Origin of the sequence: Cellulomonas telluris, from assembly GCF_004886325.1 — a bacterium.
GTDB lineage: Bacteria > Actinomycetota > Actinomycetes > Actinomycetales > Cellulomonadaceae > Cellulomonas > Cellulomonas telluris.
This window is the reverse complement of the sequence record NZ_QXFN01000001.1, coordinates 453,589-478,811: the sequence shown is the minus strand read 5'-3', so window position 1 is coordinate 478,811 and position 25,223 is coordinate 453,589. Positions and strand designations below refer to the sequence as shown.

The 25,223-nt window shown below is 75.6% G+C and carries 28 protein-coding genes and 1 riboswitch; of the genes, 7 read left to right on the top strand and 21 right to left on the bottom strand.

The genetic code is table 11. From position 1 onward, the window contains the following. The first annotated feature begins 3 nt into the window (after positions 1-3). Positions 4-2,352 (top strand): 5-methyltetrahydropteroyltriglutamate--homocysteine S-methyltransferase, encoded by a 2,349-nt coding sequence (gene metE / locus FB586_RS02350; protein WP_136517708.1) that lies wholly within the window; start codon positions 4-6, stop codon positions 2,350-2,352. A 131-nt stretch (positions 2,353-2,483) separates the two neighbouring features. Here metE and FB586_RS02345 read toward each other — a convergent pair whose 3' ends face one another. After that, entirely contained in the window at positions 2,484-3,125 is a 642-nt protein-coding gene (locus tag FB586_RS02345) for a dihydrofolate reductase family protein (RefSeq protein WP_136517707.1), read from the bottom strand. A gap of 91 nt (positions 3,126-3,216) precedes the next feature. Then, complete coding sequence (locus FB586_RS02340) at positions 3,217-3,651, bottom strand: hypothetical protein (protein ID WP_136517706.1); 435 nt, start codon at positions 3,649-3,651, stop codon at positions 3,217-3,219. Between the two features lie 85 nt (positions 3,652-3,736). On the opposite strand from FB586_RS02340, the gene FB586_RS02335 reads away from it, so the two are divergent. Next, positions 3,737-4,867, top strand: a complete 1,131-nt coding sequence (locus FB586_RS02335; RefSeq protein ID WP_136517705.1) for a MalY/PatB family protein — start codon at positions 3,737-3,739, stop codon at positions 4,865-4,867. Positions 4,868-5,134: 267 nt separating this feature from the next. On the opposite strand, the gene FB586_RS02330 is transcribed toward FB586_RS02335, so the two are convergent. The 7 genes from FB586_RS02330 to FB586_RS02300 all read right to left on the bottom strand — a co-directional run bounded on the left by FB586_RS02330 (position 5,135) and on the right by FB586_RS02300 (position 12,450). After that, a complete protein-coding gene (locus tag FB586_RS02330) occupies positions 5,135-5,593 on the bottom strand; it encodes an Hsp20/alpha crystallin family protein (RefSeq protein ID WP_136517704.1) in 459 nt (152 codons plus the stop codon). 175 nt (positions 5,594-5,768) lie between these two features. Continuing rightward, the gene (locus FB586_RS02325) at positions 5,769-6,239 is read right to left on the bottom strand and encodes a (deoxy)nucleoside triphosphate pyrophosphohydrolase (RefSeq protein WP_136517703.1); all 471 of its coding nucleotides are present in this window, start codon (positions 6,237-6,239) and stop codon (positions 5,769-5,771) included. A 136-nt stretch (positions 6,240-6,375) separates the two neighbouring features. Beyond that, positions 6,376-6,612 carry a helix-turn-helix domain-containing protein gene (locus FB586_RS02320; protein ID WP_136517702.1) on the bottom strand — a complete coding sequence of 79 codons (237 nt, stop codon included), beginning with the start codon at positions 6,610-6,612 and terminating at the stop codon, positions 6,376-6,378. A 322-nt stretch (positions 6,613-6,934) separates the two neighbouring features. Continuing rightward, on the bottom strand, positions 6,935-7,306 hold the full coding sequence (gene gcvH, locus FB586_RS02315; protein WP_136517701.1) for a glycine cleavage system protein GcvH: 372 nt from the start codon (positions 7,304-7,306) through the stop codon (positions 6,935-6,937). A gap of 41 nt (positions 7,307-7,347) precedes the next feature. Then, complete coding sequence (gene gcvT / locus FB586_RS02310; protein WP_136517700.1) at positions 7,348-8,529, bottom strand: glycine cleavage system aminomethyltransferase GcvT; 1,182 nt, start codon at positions 8,527-8,529, stop codon at positions 7,348-7,350. After that, positions 8,526-11,441, bottom strand: a complete 2,916-nt coding sequence (gene gcvP, locus FB586_RS02305; RefSeq protein ID WP_246036480.1) for an aminomethyl-transferring glycine dehydrogenase — start codon at positions 11,439-11,441, stop codon at positions 8,526-8,528. Before gcvP ends, gcvT begins: the two co-directional genes overlap by 4 nt. A gap of 247 nt (positions 11,442-11,688) precedes the next feature. Next, positions 11,689-11,799, bottom strand: a riboswitch (glycine riboswitch). A gap of 51 nt (positions 11,800-11,850) precedes the next feature. Then, positions 11,851-12,450: a sugar O-acetyltransferase gene (locus FB586_RS02300; RefSeq protein WP_136517698.1), complete on the bottom strand. Its 600-nt coding sequence runs from the start codon at positions 12,448-12,450 to the stop codon at positions 11,851-11,853. Positions 12,451-12,567: 117 nt separating this feature from the next. On the opposite strand from FB586_RS02300, the gene FB586_RS02295 reads away from it, so the two are divergent. Next, positions 12,568-13,578, top strand: a complete 1,011-nt coding sequence (locus FB586_RS02295) for an aldo/keto reductase family protein (RefSeq protein WP_136517697.1) — start codon at positions 12,568-12,570, stop codon at positions 13,576-13,578. Between the two features lie 77 nt (positions 13,579-13,655). Here the strand turns inward: FB586_RS02295 and FB586_RS02290 are convergent, their stop codons facing one another. From FB586_RS02290 to FB586_RS02270, 5 genes are all read right to left on the bottom strand, one after another. Next, the gene (locus FB586_RS02290) at positions 13,656-14,204 is read right to left on the bottom strand and encodes an RBBP9/YdeN family alpha/beta hydrolase (protein WP_136517696.1); all 549 of its coding nucleotides are present in this window, start codon (positions 14,202-14,204) and stop codon (positions 13,656-13,658) included. A 376-nt stretch (positions 14,205-14,580) separates the two neighbouring features. Continuing rightward, entirely contained in the window at positions 14,581-15,513 is a 933-nt protein-coding gene (locus FB586_RS02285; RefSeq protein ID WP_136517695.1) for a DUF72 domain-containing protein, read from the bottom strand. A 91-nt stretch (positions 15,514-15,604) separates the two neighbouring features. After that, positions 15,605-16,171 (bottom strand): dihydrofolate reductase family protein, encoded by a 567-nt coding sequence (locus tag FB586_RS02280; protein ID WP_136517694.1) that lies wholly within the window; start codon positions 16,169-16,171, stop codon positions 15,605-15,607. Between the two features lie 87 nt (positions 16,172-16,258). Continuing rightward, positions 16,259-16,726 (bottom strand): ACT domain-containing protein, encoded by a 468-nt coding sequence (locus tag FB586_RS02275; protein WP_136517693.1) that lies wholly within the window; start codon positions 16,724-16,726, stop codon positions 16,259-16,261. Continuing rightward, positions 16,723-17,823 (bottom strand): lactate/malate family dehydrogenase, encoded by a 1,101-nt coding sequence (locus FB586_RS02270; RefSeq protein ID WP_136517692.1) that lies wholly within the window; start codon positions 17,821-17,823, stop codon positions 16,723-16,725. The genes FB586_RS02275 and FB586_RS02270 overlap by 4 nt, the downstream gene beginning before the upstream one ends. A 148-nt stretch (positions 17,824-17,971) precedes the next feature. Here FB586_RS02270 and FB586_RS19205 point away from each other — a divergent pair, with 148 nt between their 5' ends. Beyond that, positions 17,972-18,385: a hypothetical protein gene (locus tag FB586_RS19205; protein WP_168800420.1), complete on the top strand. Its 414-nt coding sequence runs from the start codon at positions 17,972-17,974 to the stop codon at positions 18,383-18,385. 6 nt (positions 18,386-18,391) lie between these two features. Here FB586_RS19205 and FB586_RS02260 read toward each other — a convergent pair whose 3' ends face one another. Together FB586_RS02260 and FB586_RS02255 are read right to left on the bottom strand one after the other, a co-directional pair. Then, positions 18,392-18,784, bottom strand: coding sequence for a TFIIB-type zinc ribbon-containing protein (locus FB586_RS02260; protein WP_136517691.1), 393 nt, complete (start codon positions 18,782-18,784; stop codon positions 18,392-18,394). 44 nt (positions 18,785-18,828) lie between these two features. Continuing rightward, positions 18,829-19,401, bottom strand: a complete 573-nt coding sequence (locus FB586_RS02255) for a TetR/AcrR family transcriptional regulator (protein WP_136517690.1) — start codon at positions 19,399-19,401, stop codon at positions 18,829-18,831. Positions 19,402-19,496: 95 nt separating this feature from the next. Between FB586_RS02255 and FB586_RS02250 the strand changes: the two genes are divergently transcribed. Next, on the top strand, positions 19,497-20,408 hold the full coding sequence (locus FB586_RS02250) for an SDR family NAD(P)-dependent oxidoreductase (protein ID WP_222928262.1): 912 nt from the start codon (positions 19,497-19,499) through the stop codon (positions 20,406-20,408). 18 nt (positions 20,409-20,426) lie between these two features. On the opposite strand, the gene FB586_RS02245 is transcribed toward FB586_RS02250, so the two are convergent. Then, positions 20,427-20,918 carry a heme-degrading domain-containing protein gene (locus FB586_RS02245; RefSeq protein ID WP_136517689.1) on the bottom strand — a complete coding sequence of 164 codons (492 nt, stop codon included), beginning with the start codon at positions 20,916-20,918 and terminating at the stop codon, positions 20,427-20,429. Positions 20,919-21,073: 155 nt separating this feature from the next. Here FB586_RS02245 and FB586_RS02240 point away from each other — a divergent pair, with 155 nt between their 5' ends. After that, positions 21,074-22,438, top strand: coding sequence for a glucose-6-phosphate dehydrogenase (locus tag FB586_RS02240; protein ID WP_136517688.1), 1,365 nt, complete (start codon positions 21,074-21,076; stop codon positions 22,436-22,438). A 54-nt stretch (positions 22,439-22,492) separates the two neighbouring features. After that, positions 22,493-22,849, top strand: a complete 357-nt coding sequence (locus FB586_RS02235) for a hypothetical protein (protein ID WP_136517687.1) — start codon at positions 22,493-22,495, stop codon at positions 22,847-22,849. Here FB586_RS02235 and FB586_RS02230 read toward each other — a convergent pair. From FB586_RS02230 to FB586_RS02220, 4 genes are read right to left on the bottom strand one after another with little or no spacing between them, the layout of a single operon-like run. Continuing rightward, positions 22,846-24,021 (bottom strand): aminotransferase class I/II-fold pyridoxal phosphate-dependent enzyme, encoded by a 1,176-nt coding sequence (locus FB586_RS02230; RefSeq protein WP_136517686.1) that lies wholly within the window; start codon positions 24,019-24,021, stop codon positions 22,846-22,848. The two genes, FB586_RS02235 and FB586_RS02230, sit on opposite strands and share 4 nt — an antisense overlap. Before the next feature lie 18 nt (positions 24,022-24,039). Beyond that, positions 24,040-24,390 carry an arsenate reductase/protein-tyrosine-phosphatase family protein gene (locus tag FB586_RS20295; protein WP_370741040.1) on the bottom strand — a complete coding sequence of 117 codons (351 nt, stop codon included), beginning with the start codon at positions 24,388-24,390 and terminating at the stop codon, positions 24,040-24,042. Continuing rightward, entirely contained in the window at positions 24,294-24,605 is a 312-nt protein-coding gene (locus tag FB586_RS20290; RefSeq protein WP_370741039.1) for an arsenate reductase/protein-tyrosine-phosphatase family protein, read from the bottom strand. Before FB586_RS20290 ends, FB586_RS20295 begins: the two co-directional genes overlap by 97 nt. Before the next feature lie 39 nt (positions 24,606-24,644). Then, positions 24,645-25,220: a GNAT family N-acetyltransferase gene (locus FB586_RS02220; protein WP_246036348.1), complete on the bottom strand. Its 576-nt coding sequence runs from the start codon at positions 25,218-25,220 to the stop codon at positions 24,645-24,647. Positions 25,221-25,223 lie beyond the last annotated feature (3 nt).

Sequence of the window (25,223 nt, the reverse complement as noted above, 5' to 3'; positions counted from 1 at the left end):
GTCATGACCGACACCGCCACCACGACCCCCGCCCCGGCGTTCCCCGCCGGCTCCGTGCTCGGCTACCCCCGCATCGGCCCGCGCCGTGAGCTGAAGAAGGCGCTCGAGGCGTTCTGGGCCGGCCGCACGACGGCCGACGAGGTCGAGGCCGTGGCCGCCGACCTGCGCCGCCGCACGCGCACCCGCCTCGCGGAGCTGGGCCTGGCGACCGACGCGCCCGCCATCCCGAGCGCGTTCTCCTTCTACGACCACGTGCTCGACGCGGCCGCCCTCGTCGGCGCCGTGCCGGCACGCTTCGCCGACCTGCAGGACGCCGACGGCCGCCTCGACCTCGCGGGCTACTCGACGGTGGCGCGCGGCCGCGGCGACGACCTCCCGCTCGAGATGACGAAGTGGTTCGACACGAACTACCACTACCTCGTGCCGGAGATCGGCCCGGGCACGACGTTCCGGTACGCGAGCGACCGGCCGGTCGCCGAGTTCGCCGAGGGTCTGGCGGACGGCGTGCTCACGCGTCCCGTCGTCGTCGGCCCGGTCACCTTCCTCGCGCTGTCCAAGCCGACCGAGGACGCGCCGGCCGGGTTCGGCCCGCTCGACCGCCTCGACGACCTGCTCCCCGTCTACGCGCGCCTGCTCACCGAGCTCGCCGCCGCGGGCGCGACCTGGGTGCAGCTCGACGAGCCCGCGCTCGTCTCGGACTCGATCGGCGTGCCCGCCGAGGAGCTGTACGAGGCCACGACGCGCGCCTACCGCGCCCTGGCCACCGAGCTCGCGCGCCCGCAGCGGCCGGCGATCCTCGTCGCGGCGCCCTACGGCGACCTCGGGCCGGCGCTGCCCGTGCTCGCGGCCACCGACGTCGAGGGCATCGCGATCGACCTCGTCCGCGGCGAGGCCCCCTCGGTCGTCGCGCCCGGCCTGGGCACCAAGACGGTGGTCGGCGGCGTCGTCGACGGCCACAACATCTGGCGTGCTGACCTCGACCAGAAGCTCGCCGTGCTGGAGCAGCTCGAGACGCTCGCCGCCCGCGCGGTCACCGTCGGCACGTCCACGTCGCTCTTCCACGTCCCGCACACGGTCGAGGACGAGCCGGCTCTCGACCGCACGCTGGTGTCCTGGCTGGCGTTCGCCGACGAGAAGGTCCGCGAGGTCGCGACCCTCGCCGAGGGCCTGACCGAGGGCCGCGAGGCGATCCACGAGCAGCTCCTGGCCGCGTCCGACGCCGTCCGCAGCCGTGCGGCCGCCCCGGGCGTCGTCCGCCCGGAGGTCCGCGAGCGCGCCGCTGCCCTCACGGACGAGCAGTTCCGCCGCGGCCCGTTCGCGGAGCGCAAGGCCGCCCAGGCCGAGCGCCTGCAGCTCCCGGCCCTGCCCACCACGACCATCGGCTCGTTCCCGCAGACGCCGGAGATCCGCAAGGCCCGTGCGGCGTTCGGCAAGGGCGAGCTGACCGCCGAGCAGTACGAGGACGAGATGAAGGCGGAGATCCGCCGCGTCGTCGAGCTGCAGGAGCGGATCGGCCTGGACGTGCTCGTGCACGGCGAGCCGGAGCGCAACGACATGGTCCAGTACTTCGCGGAGAACCTCGACGGGTTCGCCGTGACGCAGAACGGCTGGGTGCAGTCGTACGGCTCGCGCTGCACGCGTCCCTCGATCCTGTGGGGCGACGTCTCGCGCCCGGCGCCCATCACGGTCGCCTGGTCGACGTACACGCAGTCTCTGACCGAGAAGCCGGTCAAGGGCATGCTCACCGGGCCGGTGACGATCCTCGCGTGGTCGTTCGTCCGCGACGACCAGCCGCTCGGCGACACCGCGAACCAGGTGGCCCTGGCGCTGCGCGACGAGATCGCCGACCTCGAGGCCGCCGGCATCGGCATCGTCCAGGTCGACGAGCCCGCGCTGCGCGAGCTGCTCCCGCTGCGGGAGAAGGACCACGCCGCCTACCTCGACTGGTCGGTCCGCTCGTTCCGGCTCTCCACGGCCGGGGTGGGCCCGGAGACGCAGATCCACACGCACCTGTGCTACTCGGAGTTCGGCGAGATCATGGACGCGATCGACGGGCTCGACGCGGACGTGACGAGCATCGAGGCGGCCCGGTCGAAGATGGAGATCCTCGGGGACATCGCGGCGGCGGGGTACCCGCGCGCCGTCGGCCCGGGCGTCTACGACATCCACTCCCCGCGCGTGCCCAGCGAGGCCGAGGTGACCGAGCTGCTCACCGAGGCGGTGCGGACGATCGACGTCGACCAGCTCTGGGTGAACCCCGACTGCGGCCTGAAGACCCGCCGCTACGAGGAGGTCACGCCCTCCCTCGAGCACCTCGTCGCCGCGACGCGGACGGTGCGCGCGACGCTCTGACGGCGTCGGGCCGGCGTCCGCTCGCGCCGGCCCGCACCACCCGCGGCGCGCCCACCGCCGCGGAGCCACGACGGCGCCCGTCCCCTGCCGGGGGGCGGGCGCCGTCGCGTCGGGACGGGCCGGGTGGGCGGTCAGGCCGGGACGACCACCTCGCTGCCGTCGACCACGGCCGTCGACGCCACCTCGTAGGGCCGCGGTTCCAGCGCGAGGTACGTCAGACCCCGTTCGCTCGACCTGTGCTCGACCACGTCGTACCCGCGCGGCACGGCGTCGGTGCCGAACAGGCGCCGCCCGTGCCCGACCGTCACCGGCGCGACGAGCAACCGGTACTCGTCCACCAGACCCGCGGCGTGCAGCGACGCCGCGAGCCGGGCGCACCCGTGCACCTGCAGCTCGCCGCCGTCGCGCTCCTTGAGCGCCGTGACCGCCTCGACGAGGTCGCCCTCGACCCGGCGCGAGCCCGCCCACTCCTCGCCGCCGAGGTCGGTCGACGTGACGACGTGCTTCGGCAGCGAGTTCAGCGCCACCGCGGCCGGGTCGCCGTCGGTGACCTGCGGCCAGTACGCGCGCATCAGCTCCCACGTCGTCCGGCCGAACAGCAGCTCGCCCGTCCGCTCGAACCACCCGCCGACGACCTCCCCGAACAGCGGGTCGTCCGCGAACGGGATCACCCAACCGCCGGCGGTGAACCCGTCGCTGGTGTCCTCGTCCGGCGCGCCGGGCCCCTGCACCACACCGTCGAGCGTCATGAACTCGTGCACCGTCAGCCGCATCGCGCGCCTCCCGTCGTCGTCCTCGTGCCCCTACCGACCGGCGCGACGGGCCGCAGTCATCGGGTGCGCGCCAGTCCCCGTCCGGAGCACGTCAGGGCAGCGTCGGTCCCGCGACGACTGCCCCCGGGTCGAGCCACACGCCGGACTCGTCGACCCAGCAGTCGTCCCGCAGGGTGCCGACCTCGGCCCCGCACGCGTCGCACAGCAGGTTCGGGCCCTGCATCCCGTCGCGCCCGCAGCAGCCGGCGAGCCGGTACCCGTCGTGGTGCCGGCGCACCGCGAGCGCCTCCGCGGGGTGCACGACGACGCAGCCGGCGGGACCGCCGGCGACGCGCACACCGGCCGACGGTCCGGGCACCCAGGGCGCACCGAAGGGCTCGGGGTCCATGCCGAACGTGCCGACGGGGACGCTCGGCGTCGGCTCCTCGGGGCGGACCGTCGGCGCGGCGGCCCGGTCGGCGTCGGTGACCGGCCGCAGGTCGGCGGTGAGCCGCGCGCCGCAGGCCCGGCACAGGAAGTGCGTCATGTGGTCAGCATGCTCCTGGGCCCGCGGGCACGACGAGCGCATTCCAGGGGGCCCGGCCGCGGACGCGACGGCTAGCGTCGGGGGTATGGGCACCCCGTTCGACGTCCCCCTCGACGAGCTGCGCACGCGGCGTTCCTCGAAGTGGGCCACCTACCCGCCGGACGTGCTGCCGGCGTTCGTCGCCGAGATGGACGTCCGGCTGCCGGAGGCGGTGGTCCGTGCGGTCGCGGACACCCTGAGCAGGGGCGACACCGGCTACGAGGTCGGCAACGGGTACGCCGAGGCGTTCGCCGCCTTCGCGGCGGAGCGGTACGGGTGGCAGGTGCCGGTCGCCGCCTCGCGCCCCGTGCCGGACGTCATGCTGGGCATCGTCGAGGTGGTCCGCGTCCTGACGGCCCCGGGCGACGGCGTCGTCATCAACCCGCCCGTGTACCCGCCGTTCCGGGAGTTCCTCGCGCACGCCGGCCGGCGGGTGGTCGACGCACCGCTGGGCGCCGACGGCCGCCTCGACCTCGAGGCCCTCGACCGGGCGTTCACCGACGCGACGGCGTACCTGCTGTGCCACCCCCACAACCCCACCGGCACCCTGCACACCCGGGACGAGCTGGCGGCGGTCGGCGAGCTCGCCGCGCGGCACGGGGTGCGCGTCGTCGCCGACGAGATCCACGCACCGCTCGTCGTGGGGGACGCGCCGTTCGTGCCCACGACCACGGTCATCCCGGACGCGGTCGCGCTGCACTCGGCGTCCAAGGGGTTCCACCTGGCCGGGCTCAAGGCCGCGGTCGCGGTGCCCGGGCCGGACGCCGCGGCCGACCTCGCCCGCATGCCGGAGATCGTCGGTCACGCCGTGAGCCACGTCGGCTCCGTCGCCCACCAGGCGGCGTTCCGGGAGGGCGGTCCCTGGCTGGACGAGGTGCTGGCGGTGCTGCGCGAGAACGTCGCGACGACCGAGCGGACGCTCGCGGACCGCCTGCCCTCGGCGCGCTGGCGCCGCCCGGAGGCGACCTACTTCGCCTGGCTCGACCTGCGCGACACCCCGGCGGTCCGCGCGACCGGTGCCGAGCCGGTCCACCTCCTGCGGGAGGAGGGCCGCCTGGCGACGCAGCCCGGCCCGGCGTTCGGCCCCGGCGGCGAGGGCCGGGTCCGCCTCAACCTGGCCTGCTCCCCGCAGACCCTGACGGAGGTCCTCGACCGCCTGACCACCACCCTCGCCTGACACCTCCCGCGACCTCACCCACCCCACCCGCACCCCTCTCGCCGACTTCGGCAGTCCTGTGCCGAGACCCGCACCTCGAGGTCGCGAGCTCGGCACGCACCTGCCGAGCTCGGCGGAGGGGTGGACGGGGAGCCGCAGGCGGGAGGGGCGGGACGGGTGGCGCGGGTGGGACGGGTGGCGCGGGCGGGGGCGCGGGTCGGGGCAGGACGACGGACGGCCCCGCTCCCGTCGCGGGAGCGGGGCCGTGCAACCGGTGCGACGAGCCCGTCAGGCGGTGGCGTCGGCCTGCTGGGCCTCGACGTGGCCGGCCTCGATGGACGTGGGCCGTGCGCCGTGCTGCACCTCGATGCGGCGCGGCTTGGCCTCCTCGGCCACCGGGATCGTCAGCGTGAGCACGCCGTCGGCGTAGGTCGCCGAGATGCGGTCGAGCGCGAGGCCGCGACCGACGGTGAGCTGCCGTGCGTACGTGCCGGACGGGCGCTCCTTCGCGAGCCACTGCACGTCGTGCTCGGTGCGGCCGGAGCGCTGCGCGCGGATGGTCAGCGTGCGGTCCTCGACGTTGACGTCGATCGTGCCCGGGTCGGCACCCGGCAGGTCGACGTGGAGCACGTAGTGGTCGCCGTCGCGGTAGAGGTCCATCGGCATCGACGCCGACGCGCGGTCCGCGGCGAACACCTGCGCGAGCACGCGGTCCATCTCCTGGAACGGGTCGAAACGAGTAGCCACGCCCCTCACCTCCTCGACGTGGGGCCTCGGACCTCCCGGGCCCCGGTGCGTCCCCGGGCCTCTCCGGCACCGGGTGGCTACACGCACAGATTTAGCACTCTCGACCCGAGAGTGCCAGCGTCGGGAGGCGGCGTTTCGCTCAGGGAGAACGCCACGGCGGGGCTCCCGCCGAGGGTCAGGCGGGGCGGTCCCCGGCGTCCACACGGGGGTCGTGGCCGCGGCCCGGGAACGTCGCCACGAACTCGGCCAGGCGCTCGACGATCGGGACGTCCGCGTCGAGCCAGGGCACCTCACGCCACTGCCCCTCGGGCAGCCAGCGCAGCTCGTCGTGCTCCACGAGGGGCTCGGGCTCGCCGTCGAGGACCTCGGCGAACCACAGCCGCATGACGTACCGGTCGGACAGGCGCCAGGCGCCGTCGTCGGGACCGAGCAGCTCGACCCCCAGGGCCACGCGCACGCCGAGCTCCTCGCGGAGCTCACGGTGGAGGGCCTCCTCGGGCTGTTCGCCCGGGTCCACCTTGCCGCCGGGGAACTCCCACCGGCCGGCGAGGCTCGCTGGCGTGGCGCGGCGGGCCGCCAGGAGCAGCCGCGGGTCGTCCAGGTCGTCCACCAGCGCAGCGGCGACGACGAGCGTGGGCGGCGTCATGCGCCGAGTCTGCCAGCCGCCCGTCACGTGCAGGTCACGGGCGCGTGCACGGCAGGCGCGGGGAGCGGCCCGAGGGCCGCCCGGCGTCCGCTCTCCCCCGGCCGGACGCCGGGCGGGTGCCCGGAGGATCGGGGGGTCAGCGGATGCCGTGCGCCTCGGCCCAGGCGACGGCCTCGGCGCGCGTGGAGACACCGATCTTGCGGTAGACGCTCCGCACCTGGGACTTCACGGTGTTGCGCGTGACGAAGAGCCGCGTCGCGATCTCCTCGAGCGTCACGTCCTCCGTGAGCTCGGCCAGGACGACGCGCTCACGACGGGTGAGGGAGTGTCCGCCGAGAACGGCCGGGTTCGGGCGGGTCTCCAGCATGCTCATGATGTCCTCCGGTGGGCGGCGGGGCCGGACCGTCCGATCCCGCTAGGGCTGCGTACCGGATGAGAGGGACAGGACGCCGTCCTATGACGGGACTTCCACGCCCTGTTCTCTCCGACCACCGAAGGTTCCCCCCCGCGGTGCCGAACGCTGCACCACACATGACGCCCCGGGCCGCCGCTTGATACACGACGTCACGGGCTGTCGCCAGCAGAGTGCTCCCCTTCACCCGTACGGGGCAAGCACCCGCAAGGCTTAGGCGCGCCCGGACTTCACCCGTCCGGCGTACGCGTCCGATTCGTCTGGGACGTGGCACCCAGGTGCGTCACGGGTTGAGCGCGCGGTACTCCTCGGCGGACAGCAGGTCGCCGGTCGCGGTGACCTCGACGCGCAGGAGCCAGCCCGCTCCGTAGGGGTCGGCGTTGACGAGCGCGGGGTCGTCGACGACCGCCTGGTTCACCTCGACGACGGTGCCCGTGACCGGGGAGTAGAGCTCGGAGACCGACTTCGTCGACTCGATCTCGCCGACGACCGCGCCCGCCGTCACCTCGTCGCCCACACCGGGCAGCTCGACGAACACGATGTCGCCGAGCGCGTCGGCCGCCACCGACGTGATCCCGACGGTCGCGGGGGACGCCGCGTCGATCCACTCGTGCTCGGCGGTGTACTGCAGCGTGTCGGGCAGCTCGGCGGCCATGGTGCTCCTGTCCGGGACGGTCGTGCGGGGCGGGTGGGACGTCAGCGAGGACGACGGTAGAAGGGCAGGGGCACGACGCGCACGGGTTCGCGCCGCCCGCGCACGTCGACGGCGAGCTCGGTGCCCTCGGCGGACACCTCGGGCGTCACGTACGCCATGGCGACGGGGTGCCCGAGCGTCGGCGACGGCGCGCCGGACGTCACGGTCCCGACGGCGGGGGCGTCGGGCGCGCTCGACGCCACCACGGCGTACCCGTGCCGGGCGGCGCGGCGGCCCAGACCCTGCAGCCCGACGAGCACGCGCGCCGGTGCGGACGCGGCCCGCGCGGCGAGCGCGTCACGCCCGACGAACGGCACCGGCCGCCCGTCCGCGTCGACCTTGTCGAGCCGGACCACGCGGCCGAGGCCGGCGTCGTGCGGCGTCGTCGTGCGGTCGAGCTCGTTGCCGTACAGCGGCATGCCCGCCTCGAGGCGCAGCGAGTCCCGCGCGGACAGCCCGGCGGGCACGAGGCCGTACGGCTCGCCGGCGGCGAGCAGGGCGCGCCACAGCGCCGGCGCGTGCTCGGCGGGCAGGAAGAACTCGAACCCGTCCTCCCCGGTGTAGCCGGTGCGGGCGACGAGCACGGGCACGCCGTCGAACCGCACCGGCAGGCACGCGTAGTAGCGCAGCGCCCCGACGGTGGCGTCGGCGGGGGCGTCGGGGTCGGCGGACACGCCCGCGGTCGCGAGGACGACGTCGAGCGCACGCGGTCCCTGCACCGCGACGAGGCCGGTGGCGGCGGACCGGTCGGCGACCTCGACGTCGAGCCCGGCGGCCCGCTCGCGCAGCTCGTCCAGCACGGTGACGTGGTTCGAGGCGTTCGCGACGACCAGGTACTCCTGCTCGCCGGTCCGGTAGACGACGAGGTCGTCGATCACGCCGCCGTCGGGCTGGACGACCATCGTGTAGCGCGCACCGAGCACGCGCAGGCCCGAGAGGTTCCCGACCAGCGCGAGGTCGAGGAACCGGCCCGCGTCCGGACCGGCGACCGCGATCTCGCCCATGTGCGACAGGTCGAACAGCCCCGCCGCGGTGCGCACCGCGGTGTGCTCGGCCAGGTCGGACGTGTAGCGCAGCGGCATCTGCCAGCCCGCGAACGACGTCAGCGCGGCGCCGAGCGCCACGTGCTCGTCGTGCAGCGGCGAGCGCCGCTCGTCCGTCGTCGCGTCCGTCCCGCCGCTCACGCGAGGTCCCCGTCCGCGAACGCCTCGACCGGCGGGCACGAGCACTGCAGGTTGCGGTCGCCGCGGGCGCCGTCGATGCGCCGCACGGGCGGCCAGTACTTGTCCTGGCGCAGGCTCGCGAGGGGGTACGCCGCGGTCTCGCGCCCGTAGGCGTGGTCCCACGCGTCGGCCGTCACGGACGCCGCGGTGTGCGGCGCGTGGCGCAGCGGGCTGTCCGCGAGCGGCCAGCGGCCGTCCTCGACGGCGTCGATCTCGGCGCGGATCGCGACCATGGCGTCGACGAACCGGTCGAGCTCGGCCAGGTCCTCGCTCTCGGTCGGCTCGACCATGAGCGTGCCCGCCACCGGGAACGACAGCGTCGGGGCGTGGAACCCGTAGTCCATGAGCCGCTTCGCGACGTCCTCCGCCGTGACGCCCGTGGCCTTGGTGATCGGGCGCAGGTCGAGGATGCACTCGTGCGCGACCAGGCCGTTCGGGCCGGTGTAGAGCACCGGGTAGTGCGGGGCGAGGCGCGCGGCGAGGTAGTTCGCGGCGAGCACGGCGGTCTCGGTGGCCGCGCGCAGGCCCTCCGCGCCCATGAGCGCGACGTACGCCCACGAGATCGGCAGGATCCCGGCCGAGCCCCAGCGGGCCGCGGACACGGGCGGCACCGGCGCGGCCGACCCCTTGCCCGTCGGCGTCGGGTCCCCGGGCAGGAACGGCACGAGGTGCTGCGCCACCGCGACCGGGCCGACGCCCGGGCCGCCACCGCCGTGCGGGATGCAGAACGTCTTGTGCAGGTTGAGGTGCGAGACGTCGCCGCCCAGCTCGCCGGGCCGTGCGAGGCCGACCAGCGCGTTGAGGTTCGCGCCGTCGATGTACACCTGCCCGCCCGCGGCGTGCACGAGGTCGCACACCTCGCGCACGTGCTCCTCGTAGACGCCGTGCGTCGAGGGGTAGGTGATCATGATCGCCGCGACGCGACGGCCGTGCTGGTCGAGCTTCGCGCGCAGGTCGGCGAGGTCGACCTCGCCGTCCTCGGCGGTCGCGACGACGACGACCTTGAGGCCCGCGAGCGCGGCGGACGCGGCGTTCGTGCCGTGCGCCGAGGCGGGGATGAGGCAGACGTCGCGCGCCTCGTCCCCCGGGCCGCGCCGCGCCTCGTGGTACGCGTGGATCGCGAGCAGCCCGGCGAGCTCGCCCTGCGAGCCGGCGTTCGGCTGGACGGACACCGCGGCGTAGCCGGTGATCTCCGCGAGCCAGCGCTGCAGCTCGTCGACGAGCGCCGCGTAGCCGTCCGTCTGGTCGTGCGGGGCGTACGGGTGGATCGTCGCCAGCTCCGGCCAGGAGATCGGCTCCATCTCGACCGTCGCGTTGAGCTTCATGGTGCAGGAGCCGAGCGGGATCATCGTGCGGTCGAGCGCCAGGTCCTTGTCGGACAGCCGGCGCAGGTAGCGCAGCATCGCCGTCTCCGAGCGGTACCGGTGGAAGACCGGGTGCGTCAGGTAGTCCGACTCGCGCGACAGGTGTGGCGGCAGGTCGGCCGGGCGCGCGCCGACGAAACCGACGGAGTACCGCCCGGCGTCGTCCGGCGTCAGCGTCGTCGCGCCGCCCTCGGCGAACGCGAGCGCGACCCGCAGCAGGTCGTGGTCGGTGGTCGTCTCGTCGCACGCGACCTGGACGTGGTCCGCGTCCGGCGCCCACACGTTGACGCCCCGTGCGGCGGCGGCCCGCACGACCTCGCGGGCGCGGCCGGGGACGACGGCGCGGACGGTGTCGAAGAACGCGTCGTGCTCCACGGCGACCCCGGCGGCGCGCAGCACGTCCGCGAGCGTGACGGCCTGCCCGTGCACCCGGCGCGCGATGTCGCGGAGCCCGTCGGGGCCGTGGAAGACGGCGTACATCGACGCCACGATCGCGAGCAGCGCCTGCGCGGTGCAGATGTTGCTCGTCGCCTTCTCGCGGCGGATGTGCTGCTCGCGGGTCTGCAGGGCGAGGCGGTACGCGGGCGCGCCGTCGGCGTCGACGGAGACGCCGACGAGCCGGCCGGGCAGCGTGCGCTCGAGGCCGCTGCGCACCGCCATGAACGCCGCGTGCGGACCGCCGCCGAACAGCGGGACGCCGAAGCGCTGCGCCGACCCGACCGCCACGTCCGCGCCGAGCTCGCCCGGCGTCGTCGCGAGCGTGAGGGCGAGGAGGTCCGCGGCGACCGTGACGAGCGCGCCGCGCTCCTTCGCGGCCGCGACGACCGGGCGCAGGTCGCGCAGCGCGCCCGACGCGCCGACCTGCTGCACCACGACGCCGACGAGCGGGCCGTCGACCTCCGGCAGGCCCTCGGTGAGGTCCGCGACGACGACCGGCAGGCCGACCGCGCGCGCCCGGCCCCGCGTGACGGCGAGGGACTGCGGGAACAGGTCCGCGTCGAGGACGACGGTGCCGGTCGCGGCCTTCGACGCCCGCCACATGAGCGCGACGGCCTCCGCGACGGCGGTGGCCTCGTCGAGCAGCGACGCGTTCGCCACGTCGAGGCCGGTCAGGTCGGAGACGACCGTCTGGAAGTTGAGCAGCGCCTCGAGCCGGCCCTGCGAGATCTCCGGCTGGTACGGGGTGTACGCGGTGTACCAGGCGGGCGACTCGAGCACGTTGCGGCGGATCACCGGCGGCGTCACGGTGTCGTAGTAGCCCTGCCCGATCATCTGCGTCATGACGCGGTTGCGGCCGGCGATCGCGCGCAGGTCCGCGAGCACCTCGGACTCCCCGCGGGCCGGCGGCAGGTCGAGCGGGCGCTCCGTGCGGATCGACGCCGGGACGGCGGCGTCCACGAGCGCGTCGAGGCTGCCGAAGCCGAGCGTCGCCAGCATGCGCGAGGTCTCGTCGCCGCGGGGCCCGATGTGCCGGTCGGCGAAGCCGCGGGCGGCGGGGGCGTGCGGCACGGGCGTCGCGGACCGCCCGGTGGCGGCGAGGGACTGCACGTCGAGGTCGGTCACGGCTGCTCCACGGGGTCGTCCGGTGCCGGGCACCGGGACGGGCTGGGGGCTCCCCGCTCTGTCATCCGCGCGCCGGTGAGGGCTGCGACCTGAGAGTTTTGCCGGTCCGCCATGAGCCTCGCGAGGCTCCGGGGCGCGCCGGCTTGCACCGTCGGTGGGCGCCGGACGAGCCGGCACCGCTTTCCAGAGTTGCCTGGCCGCGGCGGTACGGGTGCCTGAGAGATTCCCGGGGAGGGTTGCTCCTTCGGCGTCCCGCGTCGGTGCCCTCACGGGCGACCGGCGGGAGCTCTCCCGCCGCGGTTCGAGCAGCGTGTTCAGTTGTGGCTCGCTTCACGTCCAGCCTACGCCACGGCGGTCAGCCGGCCCGCAGCTCCTTCACGACCCGGGCGGGGTTGCCGACCGCCACCACGTCCGGCGGGACGTCCCTCGTCACCACCGAGCCGGCCCCGATCACGGACCGCGCCCCGATCGTGACGCCCGGGCACACCACGACACTGCCGCCGAGCCACACGCCGTCCTCGATCGTGATCGGGTCGACCCGCTCCCAGCCGTCGGGCCGCAGCGCGGGGTCCAGCACGTGCGTGGGCGTGTACAGCCGGACGCTCGGCCCGATGAGCACGTCCGCGCCGATGCGGATCTCGCCGCCGCCGAGCGTGAGGAAGTCGGCGTTGACGAACGTGCGGTCCCCGAGGTGCAGGCGGTGGCCGTAGTCGAGGTAGAACGGCGGGCGGAAGTCGACTCCCTCGCCCACCGTGCCGAGCAGCTCGCGGAACATCGCCAGCGCGGCGTCGCGGTCCTCGTCGTAGAGGGCGGTGATGCGCCGGCAGGTGCGCTGCGTCGACGTCGTCATGTCCGCCAGCTCCGGCCCGTACCGGTAGCGGTACCAGTCGCCCGCGACCATCTTGTCGTACTCGGAGCGTGCGTCCGCGAGCGCGGTCGCCAGGTCGAGGTCCATGCAGCACCCTCCCGGTGGTTCGGCGTCCGCGAGTCTGTCACCCGCGCGGCGGCCGCCCACGTGCCTCAGGTCCCGTCCGGTGCGGCAGCACCCCGGCGGAGGTGCTGGGATGGGGGCATGGAATTCCGCTACCTCGGCAACTCCGGGCTCAAGATCTCGGAGATCACCTACGGCAACTGGCTGACGCACGGCTCGCAGGTCGAGAACGAGACCGCGACCCAGTGCGTGCGCGCCGCGCTCGACGCCGGCATCTCGACGTTCGACACCGCGGACGTCTACGCGAACACCAAGGCCGAGACCGTCCTCGGCGAGGCGCTCAAGGGTGAGCGGCGCGAGTCGCTGGAGATCTTCACGAAGGTCTACTGGCCGACCGGCCCGCAGGGCAAGAACGACGTCGGCCTGTCGCGCAAGCACATCATGGAGTCGATCAACGGCTCGCTGCAGCGCCTGCAGACCGACTACGTCGACCTCTACCAGGCCCACCGGTACGACACCGAGACGCCGCTCGAGGAGACGATGCAGGCGTTCGCCGACGTCGTCCGGCAGGGCAAGGCGCTCTACATCGGCGTCTCGGAGTGGACCGCGGACCAGATCCGCGCCGGCCACGCCCTCGCGCAGGAGCTCGGCTTCCAGCTCATCTCGAGCCAGCCGCAGTACTCGATGCTGTGGCGGGTCATCGAGGAGGAGGTCGTGCCGACCTCGCGCGAGCTCGGCATCTCCCAGATCGTCTGGTCGCCCGTCGCCCAGGGTGTGCTCACCGGCAAGTACAAGCCGGGTCAGGAGCCGCCGGCCGGGTCGCGCGCCACGGACGAGAAGGGCGGCGCGAACATGATCAAGCGGTTCATGAACGACGACGTCCTCACGCGCGTGCAGGGCCTGCAGCCGATCGCGGACGAGCTCGGCCTCTCGATGGCGCAGCTCGCCGTCGCCTGGGTGCTGCAGAACGACAACGTCGCGGCCGCGCTCATCGGCGCCTCGCGCCCCGAGCAGGTGCACGAGAACGTCAAGGCCGCGGGCGTGAAGATCCCCGCCGAGATGATGCAGAGGATCGACGACGTCCTCGGCGACGTCGTCGAGCGCGACCCGGGCAAGACGGCGGAGACGTCGCCGCAGAAGCGCCCGGTCTGACCTCGCGGTCGGCCCGTCCCGACGCCCGGTGGCCCTCGCGGCCGCCGGGCGTCGGTGCGTCCGGGGGCGTCGGATCCTCAGTGAGCGAGCAGGTCGTCCAGGAGCGCACGACCCTGCGGCCACGTGCCGAGGCCCGAGTCGGAGTTGATGTGCCCCAGCGGGCCGACGTCCACGAGCTCCGCGCCGAGGTCCTCCGCGAGCCGCGCCGCGTGCTCCGGCGTGCCGTACGGGTCGTCCTGGCTCGTGACGACGACGGTGCGGAACGGCATCCGCCGGCGCAGGGGTGCGTCGAACCCGTGCGCGGCGGCGGGGAACGCCGGGGCGTGCACGTCCGGCGGTGCGACGAGGAGCGCAGCCACGACCGACTCGTCGGTGTGCGTGGCGGCCCACTCGGTGACGACCGTGCACCCCAGGCTGTGCGCGACGAGCACCTTCGGCCCGTCGGTGGCGCGCAGCGCGGCGTCGAGGTCGGCGACCCACTCGTCGCGGACCGGCTCGTCCCAGGAGGCGTGCTCGACCCAGACGCCGTGCGGCAGCTCGGCGTGCCACAGGGCCTGCCAGTGCTCGGGCTCGGAACCGGTGATGCCGGCGACGAAGACGGGTCGGGGTGCGTCGGTGGGCTGCACGCCGCCATCGTCCCGCACCGGGCCTGCGGCCGGCAGGGCCCCGTGCCGGGGGACACGGTGCCGGGCGGCGCGGCCGGGTGCGCAGGCGGGTGCGCCGGGCGCAGGATGCGCCTCCACGCGGCCGCGCCGGGTCGTCGGACCCGGAGGGAGGCACCCTTCTCACGCGACCGTACGCACGGTGTACGCACACCGTCCGTACGGTCGCGGCGAACGCCTGTCCTCGCGTGCGACACGCCGAGCGGAAGGGTCGTGACGGCGCAGGGACCGCGGCCGGTGGGCGGTCGCCGTGGCGGGCGGGACCGGCGCGGCCGGCAGTCGACACGACGGGCGGGACGGGCGCGGCCGGCAGTCGAGGTGTCGGCGGAGCGGGTACCGGTCAGGCCCGTCCGCCGGGTGTGGCGTCTGCTCCGCCGACCCCGCCCTGCGCCGCCTCCTGGGGGCCGGCGCCCAGGCGGGCCGCGAGCGCCATGGCGTCGAACGGGGCGCGGACCTTCACGTCGTTGTCGAAGTACACGTAGACGTCCCGCGGGCGGTCCGGGGCGGGCGGCGCGACGCGGGGGCCGTCGGGCGGCGGCGCGCCGGTGGACCAGGCGCGCACCTTCGCCGCCCAGCGGTCGAGGGACGCGTCGTCGTACCCCGAGACGTACAGCTCGCTCTCGCCGTGCAGGCGCACGTAGACGACGTCGCTGGTCAGGTCCTCCAGGTGGGGCCAGCGGCCGGCGGTGTCGGCGACGACGAGGCCGACGTCGTGCGCACGCAGCAGCGCGGGGAAGGCCGGCGTGACGAACGTGTCGTGCCGCACCTCGAGGACGTGCCGCAGCGGCCGGTCCGTGTCGGTCTCGGTCAGCGCACGGCCCTCCGGCACCTTGTCGTCGTGCTGCTCGGCGAGCCGGGCGGCGGCGGCCGTCGAGCGGGGCAGCAGGTCGAAGAAGCGCGCGAGGCGGTCGGCGTCGAAGCCGAGGTTCGGCGGCAGCTGCCACAGGATCGGGCCCGTGCGGTCGCCCAGAGCCAGCACGCCGGAGGCGAAGAAGTTCGCGAGCGGCGTCTCGACGCCGGCCAGCTTCTTCATGTGCGTGACGAAGCGGGGGCCCTTCACGGAGAACACGAAGTCGTCCGGCGTCTCGGCCCGCCACGCGCGGTAGCTGTCGGGGCGCTGCAGCGAGTAGAAGGACCCGTTGATCTCCACGGACCGCATCTGCCGCGACGCGAACTCCAGCTCGCGCCGCTGCGCCAGGCCCGGTGGGTAGAACACGCCGCGCCAGGGCGCGTACCGCCACCCGGAGATGCCGATGCGCACGTCCCCGGTCATGCGACGGGACTCTAGGAGGGCGCGGGCGCGTGCACCCGGTGAGCGGCGCTCTCCGGTGCCGGCGCGACGAGGAGCGCCGCCCCACGTCACGTCACATCGCCGGCACCGGCCGGTACCGCTGCACGACCGCCCCCGACCGGAGCTCCTGGCGGTCGACGAGCTCGAGCCGGACGCGCTCGCGCAGACCCGCGAGCAACGTCGGCCCGTGCCCGGCGACGACCGGCTGCACGAGGAGCACGTACTCGTCGACGAGTCCCAGGTCCGCCAGCGCCCGGGGCAGCGTCACGCCGCCCACGAACAGGCCCTCGCCCGGCTCCTGCTTGAGCCGCCGCACCGCGTCCCCCAGGTCGCCCCGCACCAGCTCGGCGTTCCAGTCGACCTCGTCCAGCGTGCTGGAGACGACGTGCTTCCTCGCGAGGTCGATGGTCTCGGCGAAGGGGACCTCCCACTCGCCCATCCAGTCGGGCCACGTGCCCGTGGCGGGCCGCCGCCACGCGGACTCCATCATCCCGTAGGTCACCCGGCCGAACAGGAGGGCGTCGGCCCGCCCCAGCTCGTCGGTCCACCAGCGCATCGACTCCTCGTCGGGCGGGAGCCCCGCCTCGTGGTGGCAGCAGCCGTCGAGCGTCACGTTGATCGCGTAGCGCAGCGGTCTCATCGGCGTCGCCTCTCCCTCGGGGCGCACGGCGCGCCTCACCGGAGGAGGGGACTCCGGCCGGCGCCGGTTCTCATCGGGCGTGCCGGCTCAGGCGTACGGCGGCTGGATGACCGTCGCGTCGCTCGTGGCCCCTGCGGCCCGCGCCGCGTCGACCGTCGCCTCGACGTCGGCCAGCGCGCCCTCGACGAGCAGGGGCTGGCCCTGCTCCGTCTCCCCGGACCAGCGCACGGCCGCGTGCGCAGGCGGCCGGAACGCCACGCCCGCCGGCAGGTGCACCACGGCGGCGGCCCGCACGCCGAGGTCGTCGGCGCGGCGCACCTGCACCGAGCGGACCTGCGGCAGGCGCTCGACCGTGCGCGTGAGCAGGCGCGCGCGGCGCTCACCGGCGCGGAACGTGACGACCACGAGGCCGGCGTCGTCGTGCACGTCCCCCGTGGCCATGGAGTCGACGTTGACGCCGCGGGTGGAGAACACGCCCGCGAGCGCGGAGATGCTGCCGGTGCGGTGCTCGGTGCGCACCCAGCCGACCCAGCGGGTGTCGTCGTCGGTCGTCATCGGGCCTCCTCGGGGGCGGCGGTGCCGGCCGACGTCCAGGACGCGGTGCCGGCGGCGATCGCGGCCGCGGCCTGCGCCAGGCGGGCGTCCTCGTCCTCCGGCAGCGGGTCGAGCAGCACGCGGGTCCACCCCTCCGGTCCGAGGACGACGGGCACGCCCAGCACGCCGTGCACGGGTGCGCCGCCCACCGTCGCCTCCCCCGCGAGCGCGACCTGCCCGGCCACGACGATGTCGCGCCCGTCGAGGACCGTCTCCAGCAGGTCGATCGTGGCCGACGCGGTGCCGGTCGCGGTCTTGGCGCCGGACTGGTGCGTCATCCACGGCCGCGCCAGGGCCCGCAGGTCGGGCGGCCAGGTGTCGATGAGGGCGAACGCGGCGCCGATGTCCGTCGCGGCGACCGCGAGCAGGTCCTGCTTCGCCTGGGCCACCTCCGCCGGGAACGTCGCGAGCGTCCGTCCGCCGCGCAGGCGGGTGACGGCCCGCCGCCGCTCCGCGAGGTCGAGGCCGCTGATGCGCACGGTCGACCACAGCGGCACGGCGTCGTCCCCGTGCTGCCCGGCCACGAACCCGCCCACGCGGTGCCGCCGGACCCCGAGCTGCACGGCGATCTCCCGCCGGAACCGCAGCGTGTCGAGCCACGCGCCCATGCCGATCACCCGGTGCCGGCCCAGCCGCTCCGCCATGACGGCGACACCGAGCTCGACCGGGTTCGCGACGACCACGACGACCTCGCTGCCGGACCCGTGCGCGGCGAGCGCGTCGGCGTAGGCGCGGAAGACGGCGGCGTTGGCGGCCGCGAGCTCGGCCCGGCTCGGCGGCACGCCGTCGCTGCGCGGCGGCACCGTGCGCCCGGCGGCCACGACGACGACGTCCGCGACGACGTCGGCCGGGTCGAGCGCCACGTCGAGCACGGGCGCGTGCTCGTCGTACGCGTCGACGAGGTCGGCGCGCAGGCCGTGCACGGCGCGGCCCGACGCACCGCCGGGGCGTCCGACGAGCTGCAGCCGGGACGTCGTGGGCAGCACCTGCCGCTCCACGAGCTGGGTGCACACCTGCCGCCCCACGTCCCCGGTCGCCCCGAGCACCGCCACGTCCATGCGGCCGAGGCTACGGGCGCCGCGTGTCGCGCGCGTCGCGGCACCGGGCGCCCGGCACGCGTCCGCCGGGAGCGGGTGCGCGGCCCGCCGGGACGACGGACGCTGGTCGTGGTCGCACCCGCGGCCGTGCCTCGTGAGGGAGACCACCATGCGCCGTCCGCTCGTCCGCACCGTCGCCCTGCTCGCCGCCGTGACCGCCCTCGGCGCGTGCAGCGACGGCGACCAGCCGGAGGACAAGGACGCCGCCCCCTGCGCCGCCGTCGAGCAGTTCGGCACCGCGCTGGACGAGCTCGACGCGACGTTCACCGCCGACTCCACGGCCGACGACGTCCGCGAGGCCCGCGAGCGCGCGGACGAGGCGCAGGACCGCCTGGCGGACGCCGCCGACGAGATCGCGCAGGAGCAGCGCGAGGCGTTCGACGACGCGTGGGAGCGGCTCGACGACCAGCTCGACGACGCGGAGGACGGCGGGGGCGTGGGCGCGGCGGCCGAGTCGCTGCGCGAGCAGGCGACCGAGGTCGGCACCGCCCGCGACGACCTCGCAGACTCCCTCAGCTGCTGACGTGCGTCAGAAGTCGAACAGGTCCTCGAGCCAGGAGTCCTTCTTCTTGCGGCGACGCGGGTCGTAGCCGGGCGTGCCGTAGCCGGGCGCCTGGCGCCGCGGGTCGTACCGCGGGTCACGACGGTCGTCGTCGTAGCCGCGGCCGTAGTCCCGCTCGTACCCGCGCTCGGGCCGCCCGCCGTCGTAGCGGCGGTCGTCGTACCCGGGCGGCGGGCCAGGGGTCTGGACACCCGGCGCGGACAGCGGATCCGCAGGCGCGGCGGGGCCGGCGGCCCGGTCGAGGATCTTGTCGAGCTCGCCTCGGTCCAGCCAGATGCCGCGGCACACGGGGCAGTAGTCGATCTCGACGCCCTGGCGCTCCGCCATGACGAGCTGGGCCTGGTCCACGGGGCACTGCATCGCCGCGCTCCTTCCGGTCGTGTGCGGACGAACCTACGCCACTGTCAGGTCCGGGCGACGGCCGCGACGGCCAGGTCGACTAGGCCGTCGAGGTCGACGTCCCACTTCTCGGCGGGCAGGTGGCCGGCGAGGTGGAGGTCGACGGCACCGTGCACGGTGGCGACGAGCAGGCCGCCGACCGGCCGTGCGCGCGCCTCGCCCACGGCACGGGCGACGAGAACGAGCAGCGCGTCCTGCGCGGCCGACGCGGCGGCGACGACCCGCGGGGACGACGCGGCCGGCGGCGTGGACATCAGCCGGTACAGGTGCGGCCGTGTCCGCGCGAGGTCGACGAGCGCCGCGAGCGCGCGGCGCAGCGCGTCGGTCGGCGCGAGCCGGGCGTCCTCGGCGACGGCCCGTACGCGGTCGGCCGCGGACGTCCAGGCGTCGGCGGCGAGCGCCGCGAGCAGGTCGTCCTTGTCCGCGAAGTGCCGGTACGGCGCCGTGCGGGAGACCCCCGCGCCGGCGCCGACGTCGCGCAGGGTCACCGCGGGCTCGCCGCCCGCGTCGAGGAGTTGGCCGGCCGCGTCGAGCAGGGCCCTCCGTGTGCCGGCCGCGGTCTCGGCTCTGGACGTCATGCAGGCAGGGTAGTTGACACCGTCCACTGGACCGGACCTAAGGTTGACATTGTCAACCGAAGTGCGGGAGGACCCGCAGGGCGAGAGGTAGACCCGTGCACACGATCGTCATGACCGGAGGCACCCGGGGCATCGGCCGCGCGGCGGCTGCCGAGGTGCTGCGCCGCGACCCCTCCGCCCACCTCGTCCTCGTCGGGCGCGCCGCGGCCGTGCGGTCCGCGGCGGACGCCCTGGGTCCCGCCCGCGTCGTCCCCGTCGAGGCGGACCTCGCACGCCTCGACGACGTCCGCGCCGCCACCGCTGACGTCGGCCGCCTGCTGGACGCGGGCCGCCTGCCGCCGCTGCGGACGGTCGCGGCGAACGCCGGGGTGCAGCTGCCGGACGCGCTGCACACCACCGACGGCCTCGAGACGACGTTCGTCGTCAACGTGCTGTCGGTGCACGTGCTGCTGCGCGGTCTCGCGCCGTGGCTGCGCCCGCCGGCGCGAGCCGTCGTCACCGTGAGCGACACGCACTTCGGCGACCTGCGGCACAACCTCGGGCTCGTGCCGGCGCCCCGCTGGTCGGAGCCCGCGGTGCTGGCCCGGCCAGGTGCCTTCGACCGGCCGGGCACGGTCGCCGCCGGCCGCACCGCCTACTCCACGAGCAAGCTCGCGGCCGTCCACCTCGTGCACGCCTGGGCCCGGCACACCCCGGCGGGCGTCGACGTGCTGTCCTGGAACCCCGCGTTCGTGCCCGGCACCGGGCTGACCCGCCGGGCGGGGCCCGCCACCCGGTTCCTCAACCTGCGGGTGCTGCCGCTGCTCGCACGCACCCCGCTGCTCGACACCGTCGAGACGGCGGGCGCGTCGCTCGCGGCCCTCCTCCTGGGCGACCTCACCGCGGCGAGCGGCGCGTACGTCGACCGGCGCCGCGTCGTGCCGTCGTCACCCGAGTCGTACGACGAGGCCCGCGAGGACGCGCTGTGGCGGTTCGCGGAGGACGTGCACGCCGGCGTCGTCGAGTGACGTCGGCGTGCCGCGCGCTCAGGCGGCGCCGGCCCCCTGGTGCTCGCGCAGCGCCGCGAGCGCCTCCGTGGCCAGCGCGTGGTCGTCGGCCTGCGGCAGGCCCGACACCGCGAGCGTCCCGACCGGTCCCACCCCGTCGACGACCACGGGCACGCACCCGCCGGCCGCGACGAACAGCAGCGGGTCCAGCCCGATGTCGAGGAGCGTCTGCCCCTTGAGCGCGAGCCGGCGTCCCACCAGGTACGAGGACTGCCCCAGGCGCCGGACCGTGCGGACCTTGCGCTCGACCCACGCGTCGTTGTCCGCCGACGTGCCGTCGAGCGCGGCGTGGAACAGCTGGTGCTCACCGCGCCGGACGTCCACCACGACGGACAGGCCGCGCTCGCGCGCCCTCTCCCGCACCCACGTCCCGAGCCACCAGGCGTCGTCGTTGGTGAACCGCGGCAGCGACCGACCGCCCTCCTCCTGCTCGAGCCGTGCGACCAGCGCCGCCAGGTCCGTCTCGCCCATGTCTCCTCCGCCCGTCGAACGTCCTGGCCGCACCCTCCCAGCCGCGGCGGCCGCCGCGCCGGTCGACGCGCGGATCCGCCCCGTCCTCGCCACGATGGGGCGATGCGCACGAGCTGCCGCGGCCCCCTCCCGTCCCGCGTCCGAGGAGTGCGCCCGTGACCGCGGGCGTCGTCGTCCTCGGCGCCACCGGCGACCTGACGGCCCGCTACCTGCTGCCCGGGCTGGCGCGGGTCGCGTCCGCGGTGCCCGGCGGGCTGCGTCTCGTGGGCGTCGCGAACGACGACCTCGACACCGAGGGCTTCCGCGCGCACGTGCGCACGAAGGTCGCCCGGTACGAGCCGGACGGCCCCGACCCGGACGTGGCGGCCCTGGTCGACGCCGCCCTGTGGGTGCGCGGCGACGTCACGGACCCCGCGACGCTGCAGGCCGGCATCGCGGCCGCCGAGCTCGAGGACGCGGACCCGCTCGTCCTGTACCTCGCGCTGCCGCACGTGCTGTTCCAGCCGGTGGTCGAGGCGCTCGCGCACGTGGACCTGCCGAGCGGGCTGCGCGTCGTCGTCGAGAAGCCGTTCGGCGAGGACCTGGCCGGTGCGGTCGAGCTGAACGCCGCCCTGGGCCGCCTCCTGCCGGAGGACCAGGTCTTCCGCGTCGACCACTTCCTCGCCAAGCAGACGGTGCTCAACCTGCTCGGGCTGCGGTTCGCGAACCGCGTGCTCGAGCCGCTGTGGAGCAGCACGCACGTCGAGTCCGTCGACATCGTGTTCGACGAGACCGTGGACGCGCAGAGCCGGGCGTCGTACTACGACCGGTCCGGCGCGCTGCGCGACATGGTGCAGAACCACCTGCTGCAGCTGCTGACGTACGTGGCGATGGAGCCTCCGACGTCCGTCGCCCCCGCCGACCTCGCCGCGCGCAAGGCCGACGTGCTGCGCGCCGTGCGCACACCCGACCGCGACCACGTCGCCCGCTGGACGCGCCGCGCCCGGTACACCGCGGGCACGGTGCAGGGGCGTGCCGTCGACGCGTACGCCGACGCGCCGGGCGTCGACCCCGGCCGCGGCGTCGAGACGTACGCCGAGGTGACGCTCTGGGTCGACACGTGGCGCTGGTCCGGCGTGCCGTTCCGGCTGCGGACCGGCAAGGCGCTGGCGGCGGACCGGCGCGAGATCGTCGTGCGGTTCCGGCAGGTGCCGCACCTCGTCTTCCCCGGGCAGCGGCCCGTGCGCAACGAGCTGCGCCTGCAGCTCGACCCGGACCGCATGTCCCTCGACCTCAACGTCAACGGCATCGGCGACCCGTTCGAGCTGGAGACGGTCCGCCTGGACACCGAGCTCGCGCGGCAGGACCCCACGCCGTACGGCCAGCTGCTGCTCGCGGTGATCGAGGGCGACACCCGCCTGTCGGCCCGCGCCGCGGAGGCGGAGGAGGGGTGGCGGATCGTCGAGCCGATGCTCGCCGCCTGGGCGGACGACGCGGCGCCGCTCGAGGAGTACCCGGCGGGCAGCGACGGGCCGGCCTGAGGGTCCGTCAGGGCATCCGGGTTAGGGTGCCGGGCACCCACCGGGAGGACCCCCATGCGCCGACGCACCCGGCTGATCGCCGCCGTCGTCGTGGCCGCGATGCTCTCGACGAGCGTGCTCGCCGCCGTGTCGATGCTGCTCGGGCGGCGCGCGGCCGTCGACATCCCTGACGAGGGGCCGTGGGCGGTCTACGTCTCCGGCGACGCGTCCGGAGCGGGGGCGTGCGCGTCCGACCCGGCCGTGGTCGACGCGTACATGTCCGCCGACCAGCCGTCCTCCAGCGCCGTGTTCGTGCTGGCCGCGGACGCGCGCCGCGCCGACGTCGAGCGCGTGCACGGCTGCGTGAGCGCGGCCGTGGCCACGGGGGCGACGGTCGTCGTCGGCACCGCGCCCGAGGCGCCGGGCGCCTAGAGCCGCCACTGCCAGTCGGCGACGCGGTCGGCCGCCTCCGCGACGACCTCGGGTGCCGAGGCGAACGACAGCCGCACCCAGTCGCGGCCGCCGACGGGGTCGAAGTCGCTGCCTGGCGTGAGCGCGACGCCGGCCTCGTCGAGCAGCCGCGCGCAGTACGTCACCGAGTCCAGGCCCGTCGCCGACACGTCCCCGTACAGGTAGAACGCGCCGTCGGCCGGGGCGACGGGGTCCCACCCGAGGTCCGGCAGGCGGTCGAGCAGGAGCCGGCGGCTGACCGCGTACCGCTCGACGTTCGCGCGGGCCGCGGCCATGCCCTCGGCGCTGAACGCCGCGACGCCGGCGTGCTGCGCGAGCGCGGGCGGGCACAGGGCGACGTTGCCCGCGAGCGCGTCGACGGGCGCGACGAGGTCGTCGGGCAGGACGAGCCACCCGAGGCGCCAGCCGGTCATCGCCCAGAACTTGGAGAACGAGTTGACGACGACCGCGCCCGCGTCGAGGAACCGCGCGGCCGTGGCGGTCTGCGGCGTGCTGCCGGACGCGTCCGGGTAGGTGATGCCGTGGTAGATCTCGTCGCTGACCAGCCGCACGCCGTGCTCGCCGCACCAGGCCGCGAGCGCGGCGAGCTCGGCCGGCTCGATCATCGTGCCGGTGGGGTTGGCGGGGCTCGCGACGACCAGCCCGTCGACGGGGCGGTCGAGCGCCTCGAGCTGCGCGACCGTCGGCTGGTACCGCTGCTCCGGGCCGCACGGCAGGTCGACGACCTCGATGCCGAGCGCGGTGAGGATGTTCGCGTACGCCGGGTAGCCCGGGCGGGCGAGCGCGACGCGGTCGCCGACGTCGAACGCCGCGAGGAACGCGAGCATGAACCCCCCGGACGACCCGGTCGTGACCGCGACGCGCGACGGGTCGACGTCGACGGCGTAGGTGTCCCGGTAGTGCGCGGCGATCGCCGCGCGCAGCCCGGGCGCCCCAAGGGACTCGGTGTACCCGAGGTCGCCGATGGTGAGCAGGTCGACGGCGCGCTGCCGCACGACGTCGGAGGCGCCCGTCGACGGCTCGCCGGCGCACAGGTTGAGCACGTGCTCGCCGGCGGCCCGGCGCGCGTTCGCGGCGGCGAGGACCTCCATGACGGCGAACGGCGGGACGTGGGCGCGGCGGGCGACCTTCATGGGGCCATCCTCCCCCGGTCAGCCGCGACGGCGGGCGGCGAGGCCGTCCCGCACGTGCGCGACGATGCCGTCGGCGGCCGCCTCGATCTCCGCGAGCGTGCGCTCGAACGCCTCGTCCGGGCCGTACCAGGGGTCGTCGACGTCGAGCACGTCCTCCGGCTGCCCGGCCTCGTGCTCGGCGGTGGGGTCGAAGGTGCGGAGCATGCGGATGCGGTCGGTCAGGGCGGGGTCCCCGCCGGCCAGCCGCCGCAGCGCGCGTGCGTGCGCGGCGGTCATCGGCAGGAGCAGGTCGCGGGAGACGAGGTCGCTCGCGCGGACCTGCCGGGCGCGGTGCCCCTCACCGGTGGGGTACCCGTGCGCCCGCAGCACCGCTCACCGGTGGGGTACCCGTGCGCCCGCAGCACCGCGCGCGCCCGGCGGTCGACCGGGTTGCCGTGCTCCTCGTCGCTGATGCCCGTCGAGTCGACCTCGACGACGTCGGCGAGCCCGGCCTCCTCGAGCTTCGTGCGCAGCACGACCTCGGCCATCGGGGAGCGGCAGATGTTGCCCGTGCAGACGGTCATGACGCGGTAGGGGGTGTCCACGTCCCCCATCCTCGCCGACGCCGTGCGGGCCGGCGGCCCTCAGCGCGCGGGGCGGACCATCGCCCACACCGGCGGCCCGGCGGGTACCTGCACGTGGCCGGTGGTCGTGAAGCCGTGGCGCTCGTACAGGGCGACGTTGCGTGGGTCCGACGTCTCCAGGGCGACCGGCGCCCCGGCGGCGTCGACCCGCCCGAGCGCCGCGGCGAGGAGCGCACCGCCCACCCCGCGTCCCTGCCCCGCCCGGGCGACCCCCAGCGTCGCGAGGGTCCAGGCCCCGTCCGGCGCCGGCGCCGCGCCGCCCTCGGCGAGGCGGCCGAGCCGGTCGCCGTGCAGCTCGGCGACCCGCGCCCACGTGGCGTCGTCGGGGGCGGGCACGTCCGGCGGGACCAGCGCGACCACGCCGGTCACGGCGTCGTCGACGAGCACGACCCCGTGCGCGAGCGCGTGCGCGAGGTACAGGTGCTGCAGCTCGGCCAGGCGTGCGGCGTGGTCGTCGGCGGGGACGACCCAGCGCGTCCAGGGGTAGTCGGCGAAGGCGTCGGCGAGGGCCGCGGCCGCGGCGGGCAGGTCGGCCGCGGTCGCGGGACGCACGAGGACGGCGGTCGGCTCGGTCACGGC